The 24,667-nt window shown below is 38.1% G+C and carries 24 protein-coding genes and 1 tRNA gene; 14 read left to right on the forward strand and 11 right to left on the reverse strand.

The features are described 5' to 3' along the window. Position 1: 1 nt before the first annotated feature. The 3 genes from flgB to A9267_RS05630 all read right to left on the reverse strand — a co-directional run bounded on the left by flgB (position 2) and on the right by A9267_RS05630 (position 2,457). Positions 2–400: a flagellar basal body rod protein FlgB gene (flgB, locus tag A9267_RS05620; RefSeq protein WP_065108539.1), complete on the reverse strand. Its 399-nt coding sequence runs from the start codon at positions 398–400 to the stop codon at positions 2–4. A gap of 149 nt (positions 401–549) precedes the next feature. Then, positions 550–1,383: a CheR family methyltransferase gene (locus A9267_RS05625; RefSeq protein WP_055025050.1), complete on the reverse strand. Its 834-nt coding sequence runs from the start codon at positions 1,381–1,383 to the stop codon at positions 550–552. A gap of 153 nt (positions 1,384–1,536) precedes the next feature. Continuing rightward, positions 1,537–2,457, reverse strand: coding sequence for a chemotaxis protein CheV (locus A9267_RS05630; RefSeq protein ID WP_065108540.1), 921 nt, complete (start codon positions 2,455–2,457; stop codon positions 1,537–1,539). Positions 2,458–2,756: 299 nt separating this feature from the next. Here A9267_RS05630 and flgA point away from each other — a divergent pair, with 299 nt between their 5' ends. The 3 genes from flgA (at position 2,757) to A9267_RS05645 (ending at position 4,388) form a co-directional block, all read left to right on the forward strand. Beyond that, positions 2,757–3,479 (forward strand): flagellar basal body P-ring formation chaperone FlgA, encoded by a 723-nt coding sequence (flgA, locus tag A9267_RS05635; RefSeq protein ID WP_065108541.1) that lies wholly within the window; start codon positions 2,757–2,759, stop codon positions 3,477–3,479. Between the two features lie 72 nt (positions 3,480–3,551). Then, the gene (gene flgM, locus A9267_RS05640) at positions 3,552–3,881 is read left to right on the forward strand and encodes a flagellar biosynthesis anti-sigma factor FlgM (RefSeq protein WP_055025053.1); all 330 of its coding nucleotides are present in this window, start codon (positions 3,552–3,554) and stop codon (positions 3,879–3,881) included. A gap of 81 nt (positions 3,882–3,962) precedes the next feature. Beyond that, positions 3,963–4,388: a flagella synthesis protein FlgN gene (locus tag A9267_RS05645; RefSeq protein ID WP_065108542.1), complete on the forward strand. Its 426-nt coding sequence runs from the start codon at positions 3,963–3,965 to the stop codon at positions 4,386–4,388. A 143-nt stretch (positions 4,389–4,531) separates the two neighbouring features. On the opposite strand, the gene A9267_RS05650 is transcribed toward A9267_RS05645, so the two are convergent. Next, positions 4,532–4,990, reverse strand: coding sequence for an LPP20 family lipoprotein (locus A9267_RS05650; protein ID WP_065108543.1), 459 nt, complete (start codon positions 4,988–4,990; stop codon positions 4,532–4,534). Next, positions 4,987–5,694: a FlgO family outer membrane protein gene (locus tag A9267_RS05655; RefSeq protein WP_065108544.1), complete on the reverse strand. Its 708-nt coding sequence runs from the start codon at positions 5,692–5,694 to the stop codon at positions 4,987–4,989. The genes A9267_RS05650 and A9267_RS05655 overlap by 4 nt, the downstream gene beginning before the upstream one ends. Before the next feature lie 296 nt (positions 5,695–5,990). Between A9267_RS05655 and A9267_RS05660 the strand changes: the two genes are divergently transcribed. From A9267_RS05660 to A9267_RS05710, 11 genes are all read left to right on the forward strand, one after another. Continuing rightward, positions 5,991–7,172 (forward strand): flagellar assembly protein T N-terminal domain-containing protein, encoded by a 1,182-nt coding sequence (locus tag A9267_RS05660; RefSeq protein ID WP_443018785.1) that lies wholly within the window; start codon positions 5,991–5,993, stop codon positions 7,170–7,172. A 59-nt stretch (positions 7,173–7,231) separates the two neighbouring features. Next, a complete protein-coding gene (locus A9267_RS05665; RefSeq protein WP_065108546.1) occupies positions 7,232–9,715 on the forward strand; it encodes a motility associated factor glycosyltransferase family protein in 2,484 nt (827 codons plus the stop codon). Between the two features lie 125 nt (positions 9,716–9,840). Next, positions 9,841–9,916: transfer RNA gene (locus tag A9267_RS05670), tRNA-Arg, on the forward strand. 209 nt (positions 9,917–10,125) lie between these two features. After that, positions 10,126–10,989, forward strand: a complete 864-nt coding sequence (locus A9267_RS05675) for a hypothetical protein (protein ID WP_065108547.1) — start codon at positions 10,126–10,128, stop codon at positions 10,987–10,989. 238 nt (positions 10,990–11,227) lie between these two features. Further along, the gene (locus A9267_RS05680; RefSeq protein ID WP_065108548.1) at positions 11,228–12,421 is read left to right on the forward strand and encodes a hypothetical protein; all 1,194 of its coding nucleotides are present in this window, start codon (positions 11,228–11,230) and stop codon (positions 12,419–12,421) included. A gap of 115 nt (positions 12,422–12,536) precedes the next feature. After that, complete coding sequence (locus A9267_RS05685) at positions 12,537–12,725, forward strand: helix-turn-helix domain-containing protein (protein ID WP_065108549.1); 189 nt, start codon at positions 12,537–12,539, stop codon at positions 12,723–12,725. Continuing rightward, a complete protein-coding gene (locus tag A9267_RS05690; RefSeq protein ID WP_065108550.1) occupies positions 12,709–13,290 on the forward strand; it encodes a hypothetical protein in 582 nt (193 codons plus the stop codon). The genes A9267_RS05685 and A9267_RS05690 overlap by 17 nt, the downstream gene beginning before the upstream one ends. After that, positions 13,280–15,286, forward strand: coding sequence for a replication endonuclease (locus A9267_RS05695; protein WP_065108551.1), 2,007 nt, complete (start codon positions 13,280–13,282; stop codon positions 15,284–15,286). The genes A9267_RS05690 and A9267_RS05695 overlap by 11 nt, the downstream gene beginning before the upstream one ends. A 357-nt stretch (positions 15,287–15,643) precedes the next feature. Next, the gene (locus tag A9267_RS05700; RefSeq protein WP_065108552.1) at positions 15,644–17,758 is read left to right on the forward strand and encodes a DEAD/DEAH box helicase; all 2,115 of its coding nucleotides are present in this window, start codon (positions 15,644–15,646) and stop codon (positions 17,756–17,758) included. A 2-nt stretch (positions 17,759–17,760) separates the two neighbouring features. Then, the gene (locus A9267_RS05705; RefSeq protein WP_065108553.1) at positions 17,761–18,450 is read left to right on the forward strand and encodes a DUF2290 domain-containing protein; all 690 of its coding nucleotides are present in this window, start codon (positions 17,761–17,763) and stop codon (positions 18,448–18,450) included. 92 nt (positions 18,451–18,542) lie between these two features. Beyond that, entirely contained in the window at positions 18,543–19,118 is a 576-nt protein-coding gene (locus A9267_RS05710) for a hypothetical protein (RefSeq protein ID WP_065108554.1), read from the forward strand. Here A9267_RS05710 and A9267_RS05715 read toward each other — a convergent pair. From A9267_RS05715 to A9267_RS05740, 6 genes are all read right to left on the reverse strand, one after another. After that, the gene (locus tag A9267_RS05715; RefSeq protein ID WP_065108555.1) at positions 19,102–20,424 is read right to left on the reverse strand and encodes a tyrosine-type recombinase/integrase; all 1,323 of its coding nucleotides are present in this window, start codon (positions 20,422–20,424) and stop codon (positions 19,102–19,104) included. The two genes, A9267_RS05710 and A9267_RS05715, sit on opposite strands and share 17 nt — an antisense overlap. Before the next feature lie 249 nt (positions 20,425–20,673). Next, positions 20,674–21,738: a putative sugar O-methyltransferase gene (locus A9267_RS05720; RefSeq protein ID WP_065108556.1), complete on the reverse strand. Its 1,065-nt coding sequence runs from the start codon at positions 21,736–21,738 to the stop codon at positions 20,674–20,676. 134 nt (positions 21,739–21,872) lie between these two features. After that, positions 21,873–22,910, reverse strand: a complete 1,038-nt coding sequence (pseI, locus tag A9267_RS05725; RefSeq protein ID WP_065108557.1) for a pseudaminic acid synthase — start codon at positions 22,908–22,910, stop codon at positions 21,873–21,875. Further along, positions 22,903–23,136 (reverse strand): acyl carrier protein, encoded by a 234-nt coding sequence (locus A9267_RS05730; protein WP_055025067.1) that lies wholly within the window; start codon positions 23,134–23,136, stop codon positions 22,903–22,905. Before A9267_RS05730 ends, pseI begins: the two co-directional genes overlap by 8 nt. 13 nt (positions 23,137–23,149) lie before the next feature. Further along, a complete protein-coding gene (locus tag A9267_RS05735) occupies positions 23,150–24,073 on the reverse strand; it encodes a ketoacyl-ACP synthase III (protein WP_065108558.1) in 924 nt (307 codons plus the stop codon). After that, positions 24,073–24,657, reverse strand: a complete 585-nt coding sequence (locus A9267_RS05740) for a hypothetical protein (protein ID WP_065108559.1) — start codon at positions 24,655–24,657, stop codon at positions 24,073–24,075. Before A9267_RS05740 ends, A9267_RS05735 begins: the two co-directional genes overlap by 1 nt. Between the last annotated feature and the right edge of the window lie 10 nt (positions 24,658–24,667).

Genomic DNA, 24,667 nt, shown 5'->3' on the forward strand with positions numbered 1-24,667 from the left:
ATTAATCACCTCTAATAGCTTTACGCATGCCTGAGAACTTGCTTTCAAGAAAACCCAGTGACATTTGATATTCCAAGGAATTCTGCATAAAGGCCGCTTGTTCTTGTTGAGAATCAACGGTGTTGCCATCACCTGTATCTGGTTGATTAGGCACTCTAAACTTTACGTTTTCCTGGCTTAACGCTTTCAAGTCGAAATGTTTGTCAGTTGTTTGACTCATCTGTAATCCACTTTGCTTAGCGCGTGCGCTGTTCATTGCAGCAGCAAAGTCGACATCTCGAGCTTTATAACCTGGCGTATTAGCATTGGCGATGTTGCTGGATAGCACTTCAGCCCGTTGTGCACGTATGCCCAAAGAGTATTGATGTATACCTAAACCATTTTCAAAATTAATCGCCATAAAATTGCCTCCACCAGCTAACTGACAGAATTAAAGCAAAGCTTATGCCAAAAAAATTAGATTATTAGAAATGAAATGATAAAAATGAAAATGCCAACGAATGCTGGCATTAATAAATAAAAATATTCAACTATTACAATAGATTATAGTTAACTCTTCTTCTGGTAATATATACCAGGGTTGCACCTAACCATATTGAACTCGTCCGTTAATCCCGAGATAGACTCTGACGCCCCTAAAAACAAAATACCGTTAGGGTTTAAAGCGGCAGCAAATTGCCGCAATATTTTTGCTTTTGCCTCTGGGGCAAAATAAATCAGAACATTACGGCAAAAAATAATATCAAACTTTCCTAAAAGGCTATAACTTTCAAGAAGATTGTGTGCCCTAAAGTTTACCAAACGCTTTACATTATCTTTTACTTTCATGTTACCGGAAGGCAAAGGATCAAAAAATTGGCGCTTACGCTCAGGTGATAACCCTCTAGCGAGGGCTAAACTATCGTATTCAGCATTTTTACAACGCTCAAGCATTGACGGAGATAAATCTGTCGCTTGAATGGTTGCATTACCCGGTAATGCGCCTGGTTTACGTTGCTGGTATTCCAAAATCGTCATCGCAAGCGAATAAGGCTCTTGGCCTGAAGAACAAGCAGCAGACCAAATTTTTAACGGTCTTCCTAAGCGACTGTATTCAGGTAATAACGCATTATTGAGCAACTCGAACGGATATTTGTCCCTAAACCACAAGGTCTCATTCGTTGTCATTGCATCAATGACTTCCGCCCTTAAATGCCTTTCCGTTGGCTTCATCGACCTTTTAACCACTTCTGATAATGACGGCAAATCATATTTACCCATCAAAGGAGCTAATCGGCTTCTTACTAAATATTGCTTGTTGTCACCTAATACAATGCCGCTGTGCTGTTCTAAAAAGAGCTTAAACTGATTATATTCTGCTTCAGCGAGTGATTTATTCGTCACATTTACATCCTATTATAAGAAATGACACTAGCGTCACTTCAGAGTGAACAGGTTACTTTTATTAACTTATCACGACTATCGACAAGCACAACGTATTGCTCACAATAACTGTCTGACTATCTATTTAATCATAGTCAGACTTATCAATATTGCTTATAAAATTAGGTGTTTATTTACAGCAGATGCTAATTCATCTGGATTAAACTTGGCGATAAAGTCATTGGCACCCACTTTCTCAACCATTGCTTGGTTAAATACACCACTAAGGGATGTATGAAGTACCACTTTAATGTCTTTCAACTTAGGATCGTCTCTAATTTCAGCCGTTAAGGTATAACCATCCATTTCTGGCATTTCGATATCCGAAATAATCAAAGGTATTTCTTCAGCAACATTATCCATCTCAGTCGCAATCGCTTTAAGCTTTTCTAGCGCATCTTTACCATCAATGGCGGTATCAATTTGCAAATTAAGCGACTCAAGCGAACGAATAATTTGTTTACGGGCCACTGCAGAATCATCAATGACCATGATGTGATAATGCTGGTCACGATCAATGGTTAACGCTTCATTAGCTTCTTCACTGATTTCAGTCTTAACAGGTGATATTTCGTCTAAGATTTTTTCAACATCTAAAATCTCAACCAATTCACCTTCGATTTCAGTTACCGCAGTTAAATAAGAGTTACGCCCAGCCCCTTGTGGTGGTGGCATAATCGATTCCCAGTTCATATTGATAATACGTTCAACTGAACTGACTAGGAACCCTTGAATACTTCGGTTGTATTCTGCAATGATAATAAAACAATTCTCTGTCGATGTAAGAGGACGCCCACCTGTTGCAGCACTCAAATCAATCACAGAGATGGTTGAACCACGGATATGGGCAATACCTTTAATCAGCGGACTCAAACGAGGTAATGTCGTTAACGGAGGACATTGCAGCACTTCTTTTACTTTAAATACATTAATGCCAAAACGCTGACGTCCATTCAACTTAAATAGTAACAACTCTAATCTGTTTTGACCTACAAGCTGCGTACGTTTATTAACTGACTCAAGAATACTCGACATAACCCTGCCTTGTTTTATTTATACTGCCCCTAAGGACTTTATTACTTATGACTTAAAGCGACCATAAGCCATATTTGTCAAATTGTAGCATACGCTGCAATTATTTATGTCGCGATGACTATCGCATTTAGGTAATAGGCATACTTATTGCTTATTTAAACCGTATCGGTGCTTTCAAGCCAAAAAAGTCAAACTTATGACGCTTTATTTGCCCGATAACCATTTATCCAAAATCAAAGCGTTGTTAGCTTAACTTAAAAGTATAGAGGTATTCTGGCCACCACCGCTAGAAACAAGATATGAAGAAAAACACATTACTGTTATTGCTCATTCTTTGCATTCATTTACCGGTTTTTGCCAGTGAACAAAGCACTATTACCTATACTTTATCGACCATCACCGAGCTAGCTAAAGAGACAGTTGCAAAAAAAATTGCAACCAGTCCAAATGCCAACCCCAATGCGAAAGTGAATATCATTCCCCAAAGCTTAGAAGGAAGGTTAACGCCACCCGCTTGTTACCCTCCTCTTTCTGTTGCTATGGCAAGCGACCGACCGATTAACCGAACCAATACCGTTAAAATTAGCTGCATCAGCCCAGACTACGATTACCCTTGGCAAATGTACTTATCGGTTAAAGTCGAAGTCATGTATCCCGTCGTCACCGCAATTGGCATCATTGAAAAAGGTGAGCTCATCACTCCTGAAGCCATCGAAATTAATTACGTTGACCAACACAGTATCCGAGGACAGTTTTTCTCAAACACAAGCAACATAATCGGCACCCGCTCTAAAAGACGTGTCGCAGCGAAAGCCCCATTGCTGAATAATAACCTATGTTTTGTCTGTAAGGGGGATTCGGTATCCATTTACGCAAAAACAAATAGCTTTGAAATAAAAACAGCTGGTGAAGCATTAAGAGATGGCAATATAGGCGATGCAATAAGAGTCAGAAATGCCAACTCAAACAGACGATTAGATGTCATTGTCACAGGAGTTGGCGAAGTTGAAGTTAGGATGTAAAATATTCCTAAAGTTTTTTCCACCAGGGTCGATAGCCTGTTAGGAAAACCATAAATTACGCTGGAGCCTAAAATGGCAATTGATATTAACAATCTTAAAACAGCATCACACACTCAGTTGCGTACTAATCGTGACTCAGGTGCTGCCCCAAAAGCTGCCGAGTCAGCTGGGCAACAGGCCGCACCTATTAAAAGTGATTCGGTCAGCATTACCTCGCAAGCACAGCAGCTGCAAGGAGCCCAAACTAACATGGCATCTTTACCTGAAATTGATCAAAGCAAAGTTGATGCAATAAAGTCAGCCATTTCAGAGGGACGTTATAAAGTCGACCCTGAAAAATTAGCGGCGAATATTGCAAGCTTTGAAGCTGACATGAGCGGACTAAATTTCGACCAAGAGTAGCGTCATACCTGCTCTTGGATAAACAATCATCATCGCATTACGCCTTGTCGTTATGATGTGGGTTTTTATAAAGAGTAAATTATGAATGAATTACTACAGCTGTTATCTTTTCAGCACGGCACTTTGTCGTCGCTGAAAAAACTTGTATCTGCAGAAAAGCAAGCCTTAGCAGATCAAGATGCCGACACCTTGTTAGCACTTGCACGCGAAAAAGTGGCGTGTTTGAATACGCTTCAACAAAATGATGAGAAATTAGCTAATCATCCTGATAAATCTTTGCTCAATTCAGAGCCTAAACTCATTGAGAAAGTCGCTGAAGCTAAAACCATTCTCGAAGAGTGTAAAGACATCAATAATCAAAATGCTAGCTTAATCGAACTGAATATCGCGAGCTTAAACCGCTTTTCTCAAGCCATGCAAATGAGTAGAAATGCCACCAGTTTAACTTATAACGACAAAGGCCGAACGTCGACAATTTCATCTTTAGGCCAAAACCTAAAAGCCTAAGTTAAGCTAATATCAATTTAAGCCATGTAGACAGTTCATCCTAGGTCAACTGCAATTTCTCCAATGGCAAAACATCATCGTTAATGACAAACATAAAAAAACCGCCTTTATTGGCGGTTTTTTTATGTTTGTCGGAATTTACATTAAAAGTATGTCACTTCTTTTACACGACGGGGGCGGTTTTGTTGCTGATAAAGATCCCACACCTGAGCAAAATCCAGCTCTAACTCGGTCACATACATATCCCCCGCAGGATAGCTTTTTACGACTTTCGCCCCTTTAATCATTCCTGACACATTGGCAGAAACGGTTTCGTTATTGAGCATCCAGTCGCTCATTTGGCTATGAGCATCAATCTGTTGACCATATACCTGCTCGGCTAATTCTCGATATGCCGCGATTTTTGACGCTTGCATGGCCATTAGAACTTTATGTGACTGCTCTTTCGCAGGCTGAGTCGCTAAAGGCGCATAACCAATTGCAGTTAACTTAGGGAACTGATCTGGCGCTTCTGTTTCCCATTGCACATATTTATCATTACTTGCACAACCACTTATCGAGATTGCCAATAATGAAACCAATAGAACCACTAACTTATTCATAATTTCGCTCCCAATACTACGGCATTACCTTGACCAGACGCTTCATGGCGGAAAAGCAATCCATCTTGAAAAATGACTTGATTTGAAGGTGATAAATAGCCAGGTAGACTATTCATATTCACAAAAGTTTGCACTGCTGACACCACCCGATTATTAGTCACATTCACAATTCTTGCATTAAGAACTAAGCCCATTGGTGTGGTATCCATAGTCGAAACGACAACGTGAGAGACAGGCAAATCAGACGGAAGTAACTTCCAATCTCGACTTAAAATAAACTCGCCATGCTCAGTTGAACGTAATGCATTCGCCACATTTAAATCGACCAAGTTAAATTCATGACTATGAAAAGCGGCAACAAAACCTTGCTGTAACTGTAAGCCTAAAGCATCCGTTTTGCTGTAATCACTGGTATTAACCGGAGTGGTGACAAGTAAAGGTTGGTCAGAGCGTAAACTGTCATTTTGTAAAACCAATTCATTTACGACTTTTTCAGCCAATATATTYACATGTGATTTAGGGGCTAGACCGGCTTTAGTAATGTCATATTGTAAAGGCGCAGGCTGCACTTCAGCATCATCACTAAACCAAAAGCTAGTTTCAGTAGGCTTTTCTACATAAGCTAACTCATTTGTCGACACAGGCGGCTCGCTAGCGCAAGCAGCCGCTAGCAACGCAATGGGAAAAATGATTAAACGGCTCATGGCTTATTCCTTATTACAATGACGTCTCAGCATTGATGTGATGTTAGGTTCAGTAATGTTGCCGCTAACTGGCTTTAGGCCCAATCAGAGCACACATTAAACACACTATAGATAGTGTATCGACCACACATTCAAAACCTTTACCTTGAAATGAAGAATTTATCTCCATCTGTTCACTGCTAAAAGCTCATACAGGCATGGTTTTTGCTTTTATTATGATAATTAATTTAAGTCGTGCTAAACCGTCATAGAGTTGGCACCCTTTTTCTTCGATATTGTGAAAAGCGAACATGAACATGCCAAACGTTAGCTCTAAATATTTGACGATTATCATGCTGGTTATTCTTTCAGCTTGTTTCAGTCACTCTGTATTAGCGCAAAGAGTTGAAGTGTCAGGAAAAGCCAAAATTATTGACGGCAATATAGATAAAGCCCGCGAGGATGCGATTAATCAAGCATTAAACTATGCCAGCTTAAAAGCGGGTGTGAACTTTAATAGCCAGCAAAGTATTAATCAGGGCAACTTAACTCAAGATGCATTTCAAATAAAACGCATGGGTCAAGCTAACGATATTGAGCTCGTGTCTGAAATCATCAGCGCATCAGATATCACGGTTATGTTGCGGCTCAATCTTGAGTCTAAACCCCAAGCACAGCAATGCCACAGCCAACAATTAAAAGCGGCAATAATGATCCCCCAAGCCATCATGCGTGACCGCTCACAACTTCGATACGGACAACTTGCTAACTTTGAACAAGCTTTATCACAGCAGTTTGGCAATATATTAAATAATGGCTCTGACTACAGTTTTGCTCGTATGCACGCCGAGGAGAAGCTTGACCATACCAACCAACTCATCAACTTCAAAGGCCAACGCATACCAAGCTGGCTTGGCGAAATAACCGACAGCCAATATATCTTACAACCGGAAATCCTGGATATTTCAACCGAGCCATACTCGAGTTCTTTATTTGGATTATGGGATGAGACACCTTTAAGACAAATTAATTTACGGTTTACCATGTTCCATGGCATTAGTGGTGAAAAAGTGTGGAGCAAAGACTATCAAGCAGAAGCTGAGTGGGATTTTGAACGAGATGAAACCGTTTCACCTTCAACCCAACGGTTTTGGGGCTCAACGTATGGTCAAACTATGAATCAGCTTTTACAACAAAGCACTCAAGATATTGATAATTTACTAAATTGCCGACCTTTACTCGGTCAAATCGTTGCTAAGCAAGGTAATAGAATCATCATTAATTTAGGCCGTCGAAATAACGTCAAAATGGGTGATAACTTCCAAATCGTGTTACAACAAAACATTCCTGATAGAGTGAATTTAATGCGAGCTGTTGCAACTAAAAATAGAGCTACGGTCACAATAGAACAAGTTTCAGAAGAAAGCGCCACAGCCCTACTAGAAGGTATTGAAAGCTCTGGCAACATACAGATCCAAGATATTGTGATTAAGATTTAAACATCAGTGAACGTGAATCGATAAAACATATACCAATAGACAAGAAGGTTTTACTTACAATGGCTACATCACAATCAGTTTTTAATAATCAGTTCGCCATTAGTCAATTTGATGAGTACTACTTGCCCTGCATCAACAGGAATACCTTTGAAAAAGAAGACTCTATAACCGCTTTTAAAAAGAAGTATAAACAGGATATTTTTAAGGAAGATACATTACACATCATTCTAGGTCTCGATTCTGGCTTATTGGTTAATTATATTCTTGAGTCTCCACAGGTAGCAGGAAGTAAATACATTTTTGTAGAGCTTCCAGAAGTCATGTCGATGTTAAATATTGATATACCAGAGGAGCAGAAACACTACCTTAAAGTGCTAAGTCTTGAAGAACTTAATGAACATATAGAATCGGGCGAAGATGATTTATTCCTTATAAAAGATCAAATCGCCATTACACTCTCATTAGCCGCCTCTGCAGGCGTGGTTGAAGAATATTCAGGCTACTACAGCCAAATTTATAAGTTAATAAAACAACAAACCACCTCACATAAAGCAAATTTTACTCAAAAGTCATTTTTTGTAGAACAATTTTTCAATGTTGTCGAAAATAACCAACCAGCTTCGATATTGAAAAATCAATTTGCAGGTAAAACTGCAATAGTGATTGGTGGTGGCCCATCACTTGATGAACATATTGATTGGATTAAAGCTAATTATGAACAGCTTTTCATTCTTACCGTATCAAGGTTCGCATCAAAGTTGTCTGCTGCTGGGATCCCAGCTCATATAATTGTTTCAGTAGATCCTCAAGATACAAGTTTTGAGGTTAACCGCGATATGATGGGCCTCGCAAATGAAAGCCTGTTTATTAACTCACATCATGTCAATCATCGAATCATTGCTCAGTGGAATGGAAAATCATTGTTCTTAGGCAATCGGTTCCCATGGGAAGAAACTAACAACATTCTTACCATTGGTCCTACGGTAACCAATAGTGCTATCAGAGTGGCAATTGAAATGGGCTTTAAACAAGTGCTTTTAAGCGGCGTTGATTTATGTCACTCCTCTGCAGGCGTCACTCATGCAAAAGGAAGCGTTGAAGCCAGTGCCGGAAGTAATAATAGTATTATTCATGAGTGGGTAGAAACCTACTCAGGTAGCATTGCTGAAACGCCCATTCAACTGATACATGCAGCACTCGCGCTAAAAGAAGAAGCTGAGACTTACCCTAATGTTGAAATCGTTAACCTATCTATAAATGCAGCTAAAATTCAAGGTATTACCCATATACCAAAAGAACAAGTTTCAATTGTTTCAGCTGATTGCAGTCCAAGTCAGTTACTCGACATGGTTCCATCTGCTAGTGAAAACAAACAAGAAAAATTACAACGTATTCAAACTGAATTATTTGCTGCTAACGAGGCTTTCAAAGCAATAAGCAAGCTGGCTATCAAAGCCTTACACATTAATAATGAAGCTAAAAAGTTGAAACAGCACTCTGCAGCGTTTCAAGCTAAAGCGAGTGAAATCGATAAAATTGAGCAAAAAATAAATAAGAAATTTCCAAAATATAATATGTCGATAAAGGTATTCGGCTATTTTGAGTTTACGCAATTTCTGACAACAAAGAAGACTCAGGATTGGTCCTTTAAACAAATGAATTCAATGACTCATTTGTACTATAGTGCTTATCAAATCATTACTGAACAGCTTCAAGAATTAACAGAGACCGCGCTAGATATTGTCAAATTAAGACGTGAAGAAATAAGCGACACACCATCAATAGAATTGATTACCGAAGGCTGGAAAAAACATAACCAACCGGGACGAGTCAATATTTTTCAAGCGATGCTCAACAACACAGCCGCTAGCTCTTTGACACTAGATGAAAAATCCAAACTAAAATCAGCAAGTGACAGCTATCAAGATCAACTCACAAGCTTTGCTCATCCATACTTTTCGATGAAGAAAAAGAACCAAAATTTAGACAATACATTAGCCAAAATTCTAGATTTGAAACAACATAAGAATATCGATGGTTTAACACTACTCACTAACAATATAGAGCCATTAATTGCCAATGATAAGTTTGCACATAGGTTATTCCATCTCGCGTTGCATTATGTACATTTTTTAGAAAATAACTTTGATGCAGCTTTAACTGCGTTACTGGAAATTGAACCCACAAGCCGAACTGAAGTCGAATTAAAGCAGCAGTTATTGCTGGCGCTTAAATTACACAAAATTGACTTAGCAGAAGAAACAATAACGTCTTTGGCTCAGTACAGTGACGAATATTACCCTCAGCATGCCCACATATTGTCCTTACAAGGTAAAAACCAGCAAGCATTGGATTTGTATTTAAATTATTTAGACAAATACCCTACTGACGAAAGTACATTGATTAAACTCGGCGTCTTTTTAGCAGGGCTTGGGCAAATCGAAGGGGCTAAATCAGCTTTCGATAATGTGATGCAAATCAATCCTGATAATGTCACCGCTAGAAACTACCTAAATCAGTTAGCAACAGGTAATGCATCTTAAAAGTCTATGATGTTGAAACTACGCGTTAGTTGACGATTAAAGGTCAACTAACTCAACTGCTTAACTATTAAGCATTTAAATTTGAAGCCTTTTAATCATATTAAAAGCTTGTATAATTGCCCAGTCTCCCTATAGCTCAACAGGATAGAGCAGTCGCCTCCTAAGCGATCGATCAGGGTTCGAGTCCTTGTGGGGAGACCATAACACCTCTTTTACCTATATTTATCATCAACTTACAAAAAGCCCTGAAAATTGTGCCGCCTATGTGCCGCCATAGAACACCCCTTATTTAGAAAAAAATTTTAAGCCGTTTTCAAAAACCTCTGTTTTACTCAGTTCATCTCAGTTATAGACTTTTCGCATCATTTCTAATAGTTTTGTATCAAACAAGAATATGGAAATTGAACGTGATGGATGACACCTCATCAAGTAGTAATCACAATAAAGTCACTGATGAATCACTTTATAAAATATTCAGTGAAATGCCTGCAGAACAAAAAGAACAACTATTAGCAATTCTTACCTCTAAAGAAAATAGCACTGTTGATAATCAATATTTATTGAAAAAATTCGTTACTCTCGAATCTTTATCTTCAACAGGTTCAGTATTAAAAGAACACCTCCCTGAAGATATTACCGAAGAAACACTAGCAAAAGCTCTAGCCCAAATAGATAACAGCCAACAAACATTGGCAGATGAACAAACACTGCTGATCAATGTATTCACTGAGATGTTTGAACAGTTTTCAAATACAGCACCTTGTGATGACATAAATGTTATCCGAGAGTTTGCTAATGCATCTTCTATCTTTGAAGCTTTCAAACAAGCAGGCACTTCTGAGCTCTCTAACTTTGAAGATATAATTTCTCAAGATACTGATGAACTCCTGCATGCGGCTATGTCATGCCAAATAGCTGGACTGACAAAAAACTCACAGTACCTATTTAAGCTTTTTATTCAACAGCAATTTATCGACCAAAACGAGAGTTATCAATCTCTGCAAACAGATATAAATATTGAAAAAGGGATTATTAAAACTGCTCAAAGTCATTCTGAAAAAGGGCAAAATACTAGGCATGGTAAAAACCGCCAACGGAAAGAATTTGCTCTGAACTTGTATGCAACGAAACCATACAAAAATCCAAAGCAAGCTGCAGAGCGCTTATTCCCATCGATTAATGATTTTTCCAATAAAATGAACCACCCTTTCACAAGCGAATATCAAGGGTTTCAAACAGTATATCGCTGGTTTTTAGCGGCAAATAAACAATAACAAACACCGCCACTGCACAAATTTACTCCAATAAACTTGATTCAACTTTCTCTTTAATATAAATTCTTGTACTAGGCGCCCGCCACACTTACATGCGAGTGAAAACAGGCACTAAAAACGAAAGTTTAAAATCAGAATTTAAAATCAATTTTTCATAAATGACTAGGTTGAGAAGCCTCGCCGTAATCGCATGTGGTATTGCTTTAATGCACCTCGCACTCAACCGCGGAGTTAATTTATGAACATGCTTTCAACTTACACCTATAACGTATCCTCACGTGCAAAAAAACTACCTGAATGCACGATTTCTAGATCACAAATCCTCGAACTAATTGCCGCATATCTAGGTAAAAAAACTTATGCAGCCTTAAAAACATCTTCAATTACAAACCTATTAGAACTATTAGAACTAGCAAATAAAGAACCTTTAATAGCCTTTGAGAGGTGCAAGCTCAAAGCAATCCATCTAAACCAAAGCCAAACATCCTCAACTCAACTTGCCAATTTAATACATGATGAATTAGCTTCGCTTATTGGTATGCAATCATCACTAATCAATAAGCAAGCACTTTATTACTTAACCAATGTTGACAGTCTTACCGACTATGATGATTTTGTTCGCAGGGACTCCAGTGAATCTAGTAGCAGATTTGAAAATGAATCAGTAAATAAGTTTTCTTATAATGGATTCGAAATTGACATTAAAAACCTCTTTACTGAGTTACAGCAGAGTTCTATAAAAGGCGATAAACAATCAACGCTTTTGGAGTTTTTATGGCTACTAAATGATTTATCTTCAGTTACTGGAGGTGAAAGTAGTCAACACTGGTATGAGCAAAGCTTAAAAGGCCAAACTATGGGCGACACCCAAAAAAAGTGGGCAGATAACTATGCGAAACAGATAAAGCCTACTCAAGCATTCGAACGGTTTATTTCTCAAGTAACTATTTCTGATTTAGCTTTTCCCAATGTAGATGATATTTTTGAAGCAAATAATTCTAGTTCAATCGAAAAATCAATCTGCTACCTTTTAGATGCTGAGAAAACACTCTACTTACTCAATCAATATTGGGGGGAAGACTATGATAGTGACTTCAAAAAGCAGCCCTTTAATCAATGGTTAAAGTTATCAGCCTTACAGCAACCTAATCGGGATATAATTGCTGAATTAATTGAAAACTCTAAAGAGCCGATTGAACAGCACGCATGGGCTCAATTTGCTAAAGAAAACAAAATTGATGTAACTCAGGATGATCACTATGCGATCAATATGGATACTGGTGAGCGTTGGGATGAAGATTATGGCCCTATTGAAGTTGGTGGCTATAGTGGCATTCGACTACCTCAATTAGCGCCTGAATATGAATCTAAAGTTTATGAAAGAAGCCAAATAATGCTTAAAATAAATCAAAAATATCAGAATAGAACTTAAATTTTAAAAGGTGTTTCTCCCCCTGAGAAACACCTTTTTGAGCCTCAGAAACGCATACATATAAATTTATAAATTTTATTGTTAACCCGACAAACACAAACTAATCGGAGTTAACATGAATAACCTACTACTTACCCCTGCTCAGGTTTCTGAGTTCTTGGGTGTCACTATTGGCACTCTCTCTGTTTGGCGCTGCACTGGGCGCTACCCTCTTAGCTTTATCAAAGTTGGTCGTCGTGTGATGTACCGTCAAAGCGATGTTGAAAGCTTTGTTGAAGGGAGGGTTTATGAACACACTCTTTAAGTTCATCTTTAGCATTTCATGTTTAAGACTTATCAATCGAGCTTTGGTTGTCATTCTCATGCTTTGGCTTTCATACATGAATGGTTTCTTAAACGGTGCTTATCCTAGTACCGATGAGCAACATCAAACTATTAATGACGTTGCTCATGATTCTTACTGGTGCCATTACGTAGAATTATTTTGTAGGCGTGATGATTCTCGTCAAACCCGCGAACCACCTAGGAATGAAGCGGTATTAGAACCAAATTTTGATTGGACTAGATTTAATCCACATTCGGGAATTGCGGCAATCAACCTTGGAATTGCCGAATTAAGTTCAGGATTGAAACCGAAAATTCCAGAAAACATTGCCGAAACGAATCCAGAAATTACTAAATTTGGTTCGGGAATGATTACCGAAAATCCCGCAATATTCACGGAAATTCCCGTAAATAGGTCTTTAAGCCCAAATACATCAACCGAACAACGGAGAGTGATTAAATTCGGTGATGCACTTATGACACAGCATGTAGACATGAACTGTTCTGGCTTTGCGATTCGGGAGTGTGCTTGGTATGAAAATTAGAACACCCGCCTATGCAGTCGTAGGTCACATTGATGGCTACACGCCAAATTTTGTTAAGGTTAAACCAAAGGTTAACGTTACCGAGCGAGTGAAACCGCTTGGTAATATCTATTACCTACCAAAGAAAATTCAAAATAAGTTAACCAATAACTACAACAAGCGTTTAAAAAGCGTAGTTAAGCTCAAGCATGTTCAAGCGTTCGATGCAGAAACCGAAAAGCAATTAGGTGTATTAAGTCGCGTTTGGCAGCAATACCCATTTAAGCTAGTGCCGTATGGCGCACAAATGATTCGCTATAGAAAAACAAATGCGCTTATTGCTCAGGCAAATACTAATGCCAATGAGGCGTTAAGACGAATTCAAGCGGCATCTGATGGCGGCTGCAGTATTTTTTCGGCTTATACTGATGCCGCGAAACTATGCAAACACTGGCAGGTTAACCCGCCTTATGAAAATGCCGTATTAAATGATGGTATTGAGCAGGCGGCTGAATGCGGCATATTACGCATGATTTGCCCTAAATGGTGGTTAGGTAAATTGTCAGCTATACGTGACCAATGCATTGAACACTTATTCATTGCCGCAGGCATGGTTGGCAAGCATTCACCTTATATTTCCAATGAAAGCTTTTCTGAATGGCAAACGCAACAGCGTAGTGCGCAAGCTTGGCTTGAATCAACCATGATTGAATCTGAAAGCGGCATGATGTTGCCTTTGGCTGATGCATCAAACGCTGGTGTGGCCAATCCCAAAAATCGCTTTACTGAATTAGTGGTTCGCGCTCGCGGTCTTGAAGAAATGGCGCAAGATGCAGGCAAAGAAGGCTTGTTTATCACCTTAACTGCACCGAGTAAGTATCATGCAGTTAGTCGTAAGTGGAATGAAAAAAGCCCGAAAACAGCACAAAAATATCTTGTGGCTCAGTGGGCTAAAATTCGCAGCAAGCTAAAACGTCAAGGTATTGATATGACAGGCTTGCGGGTAGTTGAGCCACACAAAGACGGTACACCACATTGGCATTTATTAGCGTTTATGGCACCGAATGAAGTAGATGAATTCAAATCAATTTTGCATGACTATGCTTTTGAGGTAGATGGTAACGAAAACGGCGCAGCTAAAAGCCGATTACTCATTAAAAACATCGACCCGTCCAAAGGAAGCGCTGTGGGTTATGTCATTAAATATATTTCTAAAAACATTGCCGCCGAACATATGGAAAGTGAGCAAGATTTTACCGCTGATTGTAGCGCGTCTCATGGTGCCATGCTGGCTAGTGCGTGGGCATCCCGCCATAAGCTAAGACAATTTCAATTTTTTGGTACATCTAGCGTGTCGATTTGGCGAGAATTGCGCCGTCTTAATAATGGTGGTCAAGATATCGAGCAAGCACGCGCCGCCGCAGATCAATCCAATTGGCTAGAATTTGAAAAGGCGTTGAGTGTTACCCCATTAACGCTCGATTATGAAGAAACCGAATATGGCAATGAATACGGCGAAACCGTAAAACGTATTAAAGGCCTCATTACGGATAGCACAGTGATTGTGACTCGCGAAGAGCGTTGGWAGTTACGCCCAATGGAGAACCAAGAAAGGTTAGCATTTTCTGAATTAAAAAAATCTCGTGCTTTAATTAATGCATCAAACGCTAAGTTAGATAAAGCAAAGCGCATTCAGCTACCAACATGGAAGCAACCTGCTTTAGATGTTTATTTTCGCTCTCCTTGGACTTGTGGGAATAACTGTTCGGTTGAGACTAGTACACTCAATTCCTTACCCAAAGCAGAAATTAAAAGTGTGATTGATGGAACCGATATGGAAGAGCGCATCAAAACTACAAGAATGGATTCTAAATTCGTCAAAGCATTAAAAGCGGTAGGTGTAGTTGATGACTTATCAGTGAATCAATTACTCGCAGGTGCGATGGTGATTTGTGATTCGAGTGGATTGGCATACCAAATTGTTAATAACTGCTTGGTAGAGCGAAATGTTGATTAGACATACTTTGCTGGAGATTTTAAACAGAGTTAGAGGTATTCATAGCTTAGTCTTTTTATTCTATGTAAAACCACGTTCTTCATAACGTAGATGAGCCCATCATATCATTGATAAAATTATCTTTAAAACTGACTAAGCTTTTGCATGAATCCTACCCTGCCCAATTGACTTAAACAATCTCTTTACTAATTGATATCAAATCATTTTTTAAGGTAGTTGTTCAAACGTTAAGTATTAACTTAATAATACCTAAAAAGTGACAGGACGATCAAATAATATATTGATAAGTAACTGTTTTTAAGTTAGATTTATGTAACTAACAAAACTGTGAATTCCACAGATTACTGGAGTTTTGGTGTGGAAAAAATTATAGCAACAGAAATTGTTCCATTAGGTACTGACAGTGAAATTCTGACTTTTCTAGAAAAAAACTCTGATGATTTAGGTTTAAAAGACTCAGTTTTATATTATGGTTTTCCTGTTTTTAAAGATTACGAAGATACTACAGTTAAATCTAAGTTTTGTATCTTATCTCCAAAACATGGAATCATTTTATTACACTCAACAACCTTACATGAACAGTCTATTGATGATGATAATCTAAGCCAGTTATATAGTTTTGTTGAAGCGGCATTGAAGAAAAGTAAAACAATAAGAATTAATCGTAAAAAATTAGCGATAAATCTTGAGTGCCTATTATTTCTCTCTGGGCAAACAATCGAAGATAGTCTTGAAAATGAATGCTTAACCTCCATTAGTGATATAAAGAACACATTAGAATCATTAATTACAGATACTGAAATTACAGATGAAACTTTCGATGAAGCAAGGTCAATTATCGAAGGCTCAAAAGCCTTAGCAAGAGCATCGAAAAGAACTAAGGTATCAGAAGATCCTACTACTAAACTTAATATATTAATCGAATTGGAAAAAGAAGTTTCTAATTTTGATGTCGAACAAAGAAAAATTGCAATAAGTTTAATAAACGGACCTCAAAGAATAAGAGGATTAGCAGGTTCAGGTAAAACTGTTGTTCTCGCAATGAAAGCGGCGCATATACATTTGCAACACCCGAACAAGAAAATTTTATTCACATTTTACACAAAAAGTTTGTATGGACTAATTAAAGAGTCAATTGCTAGGTTTTACAGGCACTTTGCTGGTGAAGAACCCAATTGGGAGTATATAGACGTTTTACATTCTTGGGGAGGGCGTACTATTGATGGTGTTGCTTATAATGCATGTAATGATAATAACATTTCCAGCATGCCTTTTTCAGAAGCAAAAACAATCAATTATAAAGACCCTTTTGATGCTGTATGTAAACATATCGATTCAGGAAGTATAAAGCAAAAATACCATTATATTTTAATTGATGAAGCTCAAGACCTTCCTAATCACTTTTTCCATATATGTTATAAGCTCGCTATTGGAGAGTTAGGTAGAGAGAAAAATATTGTCTGGGGTTATGACGAATTACAGTCAATATTTAATGTTTATCAAAGAACACCGCAGGAGCTGTTTGGTTTAGATGATGATGGCTCTGTAAGGATTGACTTAGATTTATTTAAAGCAGATTTAGAACATGGGCAAAGCAATGACTTAGTTTTATATAAATGTTATAGGAATCCTCTAGAGGTACTTGTAACTGCTCATGCTCTTGGCTTTGCTATCTATTCAGAAAAAGCAGTCCAAATGCTAGAAAACAAAGAACATTGGGTAGATGTTGGTTATAGAATTGAAGAGAATGAAGAGTTAGTTGTAGGCAGAAAAACTGTAATTAAAAGGGAAGTTGAAAACAGTCCACTATCTATTTATGAGTACCAGAAAGCTGAAGATATAATTCAATATTTTGAGGCAAACACTACCACAGTTGAGTGTCAGTGGATTGCTTTAAATATTTCAAAAGCTATAAATGAAGGCTTAAAAGCACATGATATTCTTGTTATATGTCTAGATGACAGGAATGCAAAATCTTACTTTGCAAAAATTTCAACATACTTAGCGCAAAGTGGAATTCGCTCAAATAATATGCTTTTATCAAATGCAGCCGCCCCAGCTTTTAAACTCGACGATATGGTAACACTATCAACAGTTCATAGGGCTAAAGGAAATGAAGCTGCAATGGTATTTACAGCAGGAATTGACGCATTATATTTTAACAAAAATTCAAGAAGCGGGCGAAACAAAATCTTTACAGCTTTCACTAGAACTAAAGCTTGGCTAAGAGTTAGTGGCGTTGGAAAAAATGCTAAATACTTTTTTAATGAAATAGATCAAAGTATTAAAAATTCTCCAAGTTTAATCTTTGATGTCCCTGATGCACAGGAAATTGAAACTATACAGCGTGATCTAAATAGTAAGCCTAATGAAATGGTTAAACTACAACAAATTTACGGTGAATTAATAGAGAAAGGCTATTCAGAAAATCAGATCCAACAAGAGTTAAAGCTCTTCACTGGAGACAAATAAAGTTGAACAATGATTTTTCCAAAAGCATTAGCAAATGTATCAATCTTGCTCTAGAACTTGAAATATTAGCTCAGGCAGGCTGTGCTAACTCTTTAGACGCTTCTGTTGAGTTCAAGTATGAAGCAAGAAACTCAACTTCTTACAAGCATTTATATGATATAGGAGTCAAACACCAGGATTTTTGCCTCATGTTATTTGACCATTCCTTTTTTCAGTTTACTGAAAATAAGAAAGATGAAGATTTAAGGTTAGTATATTATCCTAACCCATATCAGTTTGTTGAATATATGGATCAAAAAAAAGAAGCGTTATCACTGTTTAATAGTGGTGAATTAACTCTGTATGAATACGAACAAATTATAACTGAAGATAATTCATCCTGTGATGCACCTGTAATTCGCTATGATCTATCTCTAATGCAGCACTGTAAAAATTATCACCCCGCTGCACATTTTCATATAGGGTTTTATGTTGAAAATAGGTGGCCAGTAAAAAGGATACTAAGTCCTTATGCATTTTTTTTAAAGATACTTTCTCATTATTATCCCAAAGTTTGGCATTCAAAGGTTGATATAAATAATCCTGATATAAATATATTAGATATAAATTATCGTAAAGAGTTAAAGGAATGCAGTCATCTAGAAGAAGCTTACTTCCAAAAAAATGAGGAAGAAAGATTATACTTCACATAAGTGACATAGTTAAACAACCAACAATATCAACAATTTAAATTAAACTTTTACTTAAAGTGTTTTATTTAGTTTAAGTTTGAGTAAGGATTAAAATGGAAATCTTTATTAAAATTTTAACAATTCTAGGTGGAATCACAGGGTTAGTATTAGCATTTAATACTTTAATATCTAGAAAATTAGATAAAGACATAAAGAATTATGAACTTTATAAAAGCCTAAAGATGTTGTCCTCCGTTGAGGAACCAAGTTCAAACTTATCAGAAATCAATGTAATATTAAATTGTATAACTTCAATAAATCTTACTATTGACGAAGTTAAATGGTTTATTGAAACGCCAAACGCATATAAATATATTGAACAATACGGTCGTTTAAATCGGTATATTGAAGTATCAAATAATAAAGATAGTTTTATATTCAAGGGGAAATATAAATCTAAAACAAAAAGAAACTTTGAATTTTGTATTTTCTTTTTGTTATATCTTTCTTTCGGAGGTTTAAGTGTCTTTCTTTTCTTAGAGTCCATTACTACAAATGACTCCAGCACGCTTCCGATACATGTAACCCTATGTATATGTTCGCTAATTTTATCTATGTTTTTTTTAATAGCTAGTACTTCCTTCTCTGAATGTAAAAAAATAATTCGCGATTTCAATCCACGTAGTTAAATTTTATTTTTGAATTAAGCTCTCTTCTATCCTCCTCAGAGAGCTGTTCTATTTCCCTCACCAACCTATCAACATTCGATTCTTGCTCAAACGTCCCAAGTAAATGTGCCGTAGTAATGCCTAACTCTTCTCGAACATGTTCAATATCCAAATGGGCGTAGGTGCTGGCAGTGATGCCAATATCGCTATGGCCTAGTAACTTACTGGTTGTTTGTATGTTACCGCCACGCATAACGCTCCAACTTGCTATGGTGCGCCTTAAATCGTGTATGGTAACGTTATCACCCTTTTCGACTCCACGAAGCTCTGCGCGCTCGGTTATGCGATGCCAGAAACTACCCTTACCAGCCTTTTCGATTACATGGCCTGATTGACTGCGCTCGCTTGGAAATACAAAACGCTCGCCTTGAATAGCGTCTTGACTGCGCCTAGTTAAAATTTCCATCGCTTCTTTAGTGAGTGGCACAGCATGAGGCTTTTTAACTTTCATTTTGCTAGTCGGTATAAGCCAAATACCACGCTGATGATCTATCTCTCGCCACTCCATACTGAACACACAACTTTTACGCTGACCTGTTAACAGCAGCATCATCACCACATCACGATAGATAGGTAACTCAAGTTCTAATGCTTGTAGTAATCGCCCAACTTCAAGCTCACTTAAAATACGTTCTCGTTTAGTACCAGCGAGTTTTTTGATATGAAAAAATGGATTGGGGTTTTGGGCACTAAACATCGACTTGAGCAAGGTTAAGCATTTATTGCGAATCGCAACAGAGCTTTTAGTGATGATGAGTTTGATAAAATTATCAGCATCGACAGTCGAGATACTTTCAGCTTTTAAATGACCAATGCGCGTTTTGATATGCTTATTCCAAATCGAATGAACATCATCTAAGGATTTTTGACGGCGCTCACCAGACTTAATTTTAATGGTGAACTCTGCAACGTAGGCATCAAACAGTTGAGCAACCGTTATAGACAATGCATCTTCTAGTGCTTGAGCTTGTTTTGCCTCACGTTTTGACTCGTTAGGATTAACGCCTTGGGCAATATCAACAGCGATTAACCTAGCCTGTTTACGGGCTTGTTCGATGGTAATGTCTGGGGAGAGTCCTATAGTAACAGTAACGTCTTTACCTAAGTGCTTGCGTCTAAAGCGAAAATACTTTTTCCCTGATGGCATAACTTCTAAAATTAGGCCGTTTACGGAGTCTCTAAGGCCTAAATCGGCAATTCTATAGCGTTTCGGGGCTGTTTTTAGCTGATCAAAACAACGTTTTGTGAAGGTTAATTGTTTATCCATAATCACTTAGCCTCAAATATTGTGCCGCCTATGTGCCGCCATAGGGAACTATTTTGACTAATTTACAGTAATTTTGGTTAATGTCAAAAGTGACAAATTTATCGTAACATATTGATAAATAATATTTAGTTAAGAATGGTTAACATTGGTTAAAGTCAACCAAACTCACTTGTGGGGAGACCATATCAGCTTATTAAGATGCCAATAACTCCCCCCTCTAACTCTTATGTGAACTTTACTTATAAAGACTTAACCCAAACTCTTGTGTTTATAGAGTCGCAATTCTGAATTAAATCCGTCTACCGTTTCAAACCCAAATGGATGAACATTCGTTGATACCAACTGATAATCAGGTAAAAAGGTATCGTAATCATCACCTTTAATTTGCTCTTTAACCCCTGCATGGCTGCCATCTGTTGCCAATTGTTTTCCTTCACGTAGATTTCGTAAAAGCACGTATTTACAGTTGAGTCTGGCAACATGTTCAAGATAGTTCTTAACGATATCAGGTTCCATTTCTTGAAAAGAAATAAAGTTAACGAACAAGTCTAAATCGCCGCTCACCTGAGGCAATTGCCATGGACACAAAACGGCCCCTTTATAACGTTTAGAAAGGTTAGGTAAAGATGGTTCTTGCATCGATTTAACCGTTTGATAATCAGCAATATTATCTTTTCCAAAATGCGTTTGGAGGTAGTAAGTCGAAAATAAGCAAGTCGGTGCAATATCAACATTCATATAGAATGTGTTGTTACGACTATCGCTTAATAAAATCTCGCCGAGGGAGCCAAAACCGCCACCGATTTCAAGCACTGTATTAATTGGAACATCTTTAATTTGCTGTTTAAGGAAATTAAGACCCAATAAATAATTCAAACTAGAGCGACTAAACTTACGGTTTTCGAACTCAAAATGTTCAATTGGTGTACCTACCGAGCTTTCACTGAACTTATCAGTAAACGGCTGTTTGTTACTCTCACTTGCTTTATACACTCTAAAATCACTTCTCGCATGGCTTTCACCCGACAAGAAATCCTGCATAGATAGAATTGCTTTTTGATCTCCAGCTAACTGAGTTTCGCAAACTCCGACCAGGTCTTGATACTTTTCAGGACGCGTCGCCCAACCATGAAATTTATAGGTTGGTACAAAAAACGATAATGCACTCTTAAGACTTCGGAAATTTTCAATACCATGAGTTTCAATATCTTGCTGCAAGCCATTAGCACCAAATTGCCAAAAGCTGGTTGGCAAATATTTGGAATCAACTTGCTTCATATCTTTACTGATTATTTCAATTTGTTCAGTCCACATGGAACATCACCCTTTCATTTTTTATTATTAACGTCCTGTTAAAGTTAACAAAAACAATAAAGCAGGAAGTAAGTAAAATACATTTTAGCGAATAGCCCACACACAACGACTCCATTGCGTTATGACCAGTTTCACTATTGTTGCAGAAAATCTTTTTTATCAAGATCCTCAGCCAATACTGGCTCACCAACATTAACGCTGCGAATCAATGTTGCCCCAATTAAAGACTTCATATGCTTTGGATGTAAACCACTGCCATTACGCAATACTTTAATATCCTCTTCGCCTATCAGCTCACCGGCAGAGCGGTCTCGGCAATAAAAAATTGAGCGGCGGCGAAGTTTATCTTGTTCAGACACACTGTAATTGACTTTACCTAAACATGATTCGACATTTCTGATCTGATTTACCATGTCACGAAACTCATCAGGCTCCATTGAAAAAGCAGAATCTGGGCCGCCATCATGTCTGTCTAATGTGAAGTGTTTTTCAATGATTCTGGCTCCCAGGCTCACAGCTGTCATCGGGACTAATGAGCCCATGGTGTGATCGGATAACCCAATCGGCACATTAAACTTTTTCTGCATATCGGTGATCATATGAAGATTGGCATCGTTTAAGCTTGCAGGATATTGAGAGGTACATTTAAGTAAAGCAACATTAGTATTGCCTGCTTCGAAACAAGTCTTAAGCGCTAACTCAATGTCCTTATCATCCGCAACGCCTGTGGAAATAATCAGAGGTTTGCCTGTACGTGCGGCTTTATCAATGAGCGGAATGTGGTTAATTTCGAAAGAAGCAATTTTATAGTAAGGAACATTAAGTGTTTCAAGAAAATCCACACCCTCAAGATCAAACGGACTTGAGAAAAACGCCATACCTAACTCGTGGGTAAGCGCTTGCAATGGCTGGTGCCATTCATAAGGCAATGCGGCTTCTTGATAAAGACTCCATAAGGTACGTCCTTTCCACAAACCCGCTTTCCGTTTGCCAAAATAGTCATTATCGACATCTAGACATAACGATTCTGGACGGTATGTTTGAACTTTAACAATATCCGCTCCAGAATCAGCCATCGCCCTTACCGTGTCGCAAGCTCGTTGTAAGCTACCATTGTGATTGGCTGACAATTCGGCAATCACTATGGCTTTTTTAGGTAACCAATCAGTCATTTAATTTACTAAAATAAGCGATTAAAGCGGCTGGGGAAGTTAACTCGTCAATCAGCTCATCAGGAACTTGATGACCTGTAAGCTGCTCAAGTTCAACAAATAAATTAAACATATCTAGGCTATCAAACCCTGCTTCTTCAAAGGTTTTATCAAGCACTAGACCTTCGGTATCAACTGCTGCACCTGACTCTTCTAAGGCTTTTTTTATTACGTCTAAATTGACCATGTTGGCCTCCTAATTATCTATACATTAATGCACTGGCCCACGAGAAGCCTACACCAAATCCACTTAGTACAATGTTATTCCATTCACTATTCATTGCATGTTTTTCTATCAAAAGAGGAATAGAAGAAGAAACCGTATTACCCGTGTCCTTCAAGTCTTTAATAAAGCGCTTTTTGTCCGTAAAACGCCGTGCAATGGTATCCACAATCGCTGCACTACCTTGGTGAATTAAAAAAGCATCCACTTCAGCCTCTGTTAATTCGCAAGCGGCCAACAACTCTTTGATATGCTTAGGGACATTCATAGAAGCAAAGTTGAATACTTGTCGCCCATTCATCGACAAAATGCCTTCTTGAACTTGTAGGCTTTCTGCCCCCTCTCCGTCCGTGCCGAACAGGACAGGGCCCAATTTGAATACAGGATTTTGTGAAATCCAACTCACAGTAGCAGCATCGCCAAATAACATGGAAGTGACTCTGTCAGAAGTATCAATAACCTTCGAATAAGGATCTGCTGTTATCAACAAAGCTTGTTTCATTCCAGCAGCTTGCAACAACCCTTTAATAATATAAAGGCCATACACATAGCCTGAACAGCCAAGCGATACGTCAAAAGCGGCAATCGTTTTTGGTAGCCCCGCTTTTTGTTGCACTATTGCTGCAGTATGAGGCAGTTTTTCACCATCACCATTTTGAGTCACGACAATCAGAGCATCGATTTTTTCTTTATCAAAACTCGGCTGTTGCTTAACGAGCTGTTCAATGGCTGCGACACATAAATCAGAACATTCTTGATCTTCGGCCTTACGAGGCAACTTAACGGGGCCTAATTTAGACTCAACAAATTCAGCAGTTTCGCCAAAGTGACTACCTTGCTCTACATTATCAATTGAGGAGGTAGGGATATAGCTTGCAATAGCTTGAATACCGATTTCCATTATTGTCCCTCCACGATAAATCTAATTTGACCTAGCTTTACTCCGTCTAGCCACACTTCAGACACTGAAAATTTGCCATGTAGCATGGATTGAAGCTTTATTTCTGCGCTTTGATATTCTGTCGGTAAATTTTGTGTCAGGTTTAACTGGCCGAACAACCATTTCCCTTTGCTAAGAGGAGCAATTTGGTTATGCATTTTTTTGGTCAACGCTACAAGCACTTCAATACAGGTGTAATCGTCAACCGGTTTGTGCATCTTTATTGTTGCTGGTGATATTGTTAGTTCCGCATTAGCAACTAACTCATCTTCATCAAACTCATAACGGCCTTCAACAAGAGTATTTCCCTCAACCCACCATAATGGAACTGTGTCACCATCACTGGGGCTAAATTTACCTGTTGCCACTACCGTGCCAGTATCAGGTCTTTGGGTTGTTAACTCACATTGAAACCGTGCAAGCTTTCTAAAACTCAGTTGGCTCAACCTTGTGTTTTCAGGCATGTGTTGAGCGGCATAATCAAGCGTAAACCGATAAAAATCAGTCCCGTGTAAGTAGTTTCGGTTACCTTTAAATTCAAACATATAACCACCT

The organism is Shewanella sp. UCD-FRSSP16_17 (assembly GCF_001675935.1).
Taxonomy (GTDB): Bacteria; Pseudomonadota; Gammaproteobacteria; order Enterobacterales; family Shewanellaceae; genus Shewanella; species Shewanella japonica.

Coding starts and splice junctions, on each gene's coding strand:
- flgB (WP_065108539.1), bottom strand. CDS start 400: ATGGCGATTAATTTTGAAAATGGTTTAGGTATACATCAATACTCTTTG.
- A9267_RS05630 (WP_065108540.1), bottom strand. CDS start 2,457: ATGTCGAGTATTCTTGAGTCAGTTAATAAACGTACGCAGCTTGTAGGT.
- flgA (WP_065108541.1), top strand. CDS start 2,757: ATGAAGAAAAACACATTACTGTTATTGCTCATTCTTTGCATTCATTTA.
- flgM (WP_055025053.1), top strand. CDS start 3,552: ATGGCAATTGATATTAACAATCTTAAAACAGCATCACACACTCAGTTG.
- A9267_RS05645 (WP_065108542.1), top strand. CDS start 3,963: ATGAATGAATTACTACAGCTGTTATCTTTTCAGCACGGCACTTTGTCG.
- A9267_RS05650 (WP_065108543.1), bottom strand. CDS start 4,990: ATGAATAAGTTAGTGGTTCTATTGGTTTCATTATTGGCAATCTCGATA.
- A9267_RS05660 (WP_443018785.1), top strand. CDS start 5,991: ATGCCAAACGTTAGCTCTAAATATTTGACGATTATCATGCTGGTTATT.
- A9267_RS05665 (WP_065108546.1), top strand. CDS start 7,232: ATGGCTACATCACAATCAGTTTTTAATAATCAGTTCGCCATTAGTCAA.
- A9267_RS05675 (WP_065108547.1), top strand. CDS start 10,126: ATGGATGACACCTCATCAAGTAGTAATCACAATAAAGTCACTGATGAA.
- A9267_RS05680 (WP_065108548.1), top strand. CDS start 11,228: ATGAACATGCTTTCAACTTACACCTATAACGTATCCTCACGTGCAAAA.
- A9267_RS05685 (WP_065108549.1), top strand. CDS start 12,537: ATGAATAACCTACTACTTACCCCTGCTCAGGTTTCTGAGTTCTTGGGT.
- A9267_RS05690 (WP_065108550.1), top strand. CDS start 12,709: ATGAACACACTCTTTAAGTTCATCTTTAGCATTTCATGTTTAAGACTT.
- A9267_RS05710 (WP_065108554.1), top strand. CDS start 18,543: ATGGAAATCTTTATTAAAATTTTAACAATTCTAGGTGGAATCACAGGG.
- A9267_RS05715 (WP_065108555.1), bottom strand. CDS start 20,424: ATGGATAAACAATTAACCTTCACAAAACGTTGTTTTGATCAGCTAAAA.
- A9267_RS05720 (WP_065108556.1), bottom strand. CDS start 21,738: ATGTGGACTGAACAAATTGAAATAATCAGTAAAGATATGAAGCAAGTT.
- pseI (WP_065108557.1), bottom strand. CDS start 22,910: ATGACTGATTGGTTACCTAAAAAAGCCATAGTGATTGCCGAATTGTCA.
- A9267_RS05730 (WP_055025067.1), bottom strand. CDS start 23,136: ATGGTCAATTTAGACGTAATAAAAAAAGCCTTAGAAGAGTCAGGTGCA.
- A9267_RS05735 (WP_065108558.1), bottom strand. CDS start 24,073: ATGGAAATCGGTATTCAAGCTATTGCAAGCTATATCCCTACCTCCTCA.
- A9267_RS05740 (WP_065108559.1), bottom strand. CDS start 24,657: ATGTTTGAATTTAAAGGTAACCGAAACTACTTACACGGGACTGATTTT.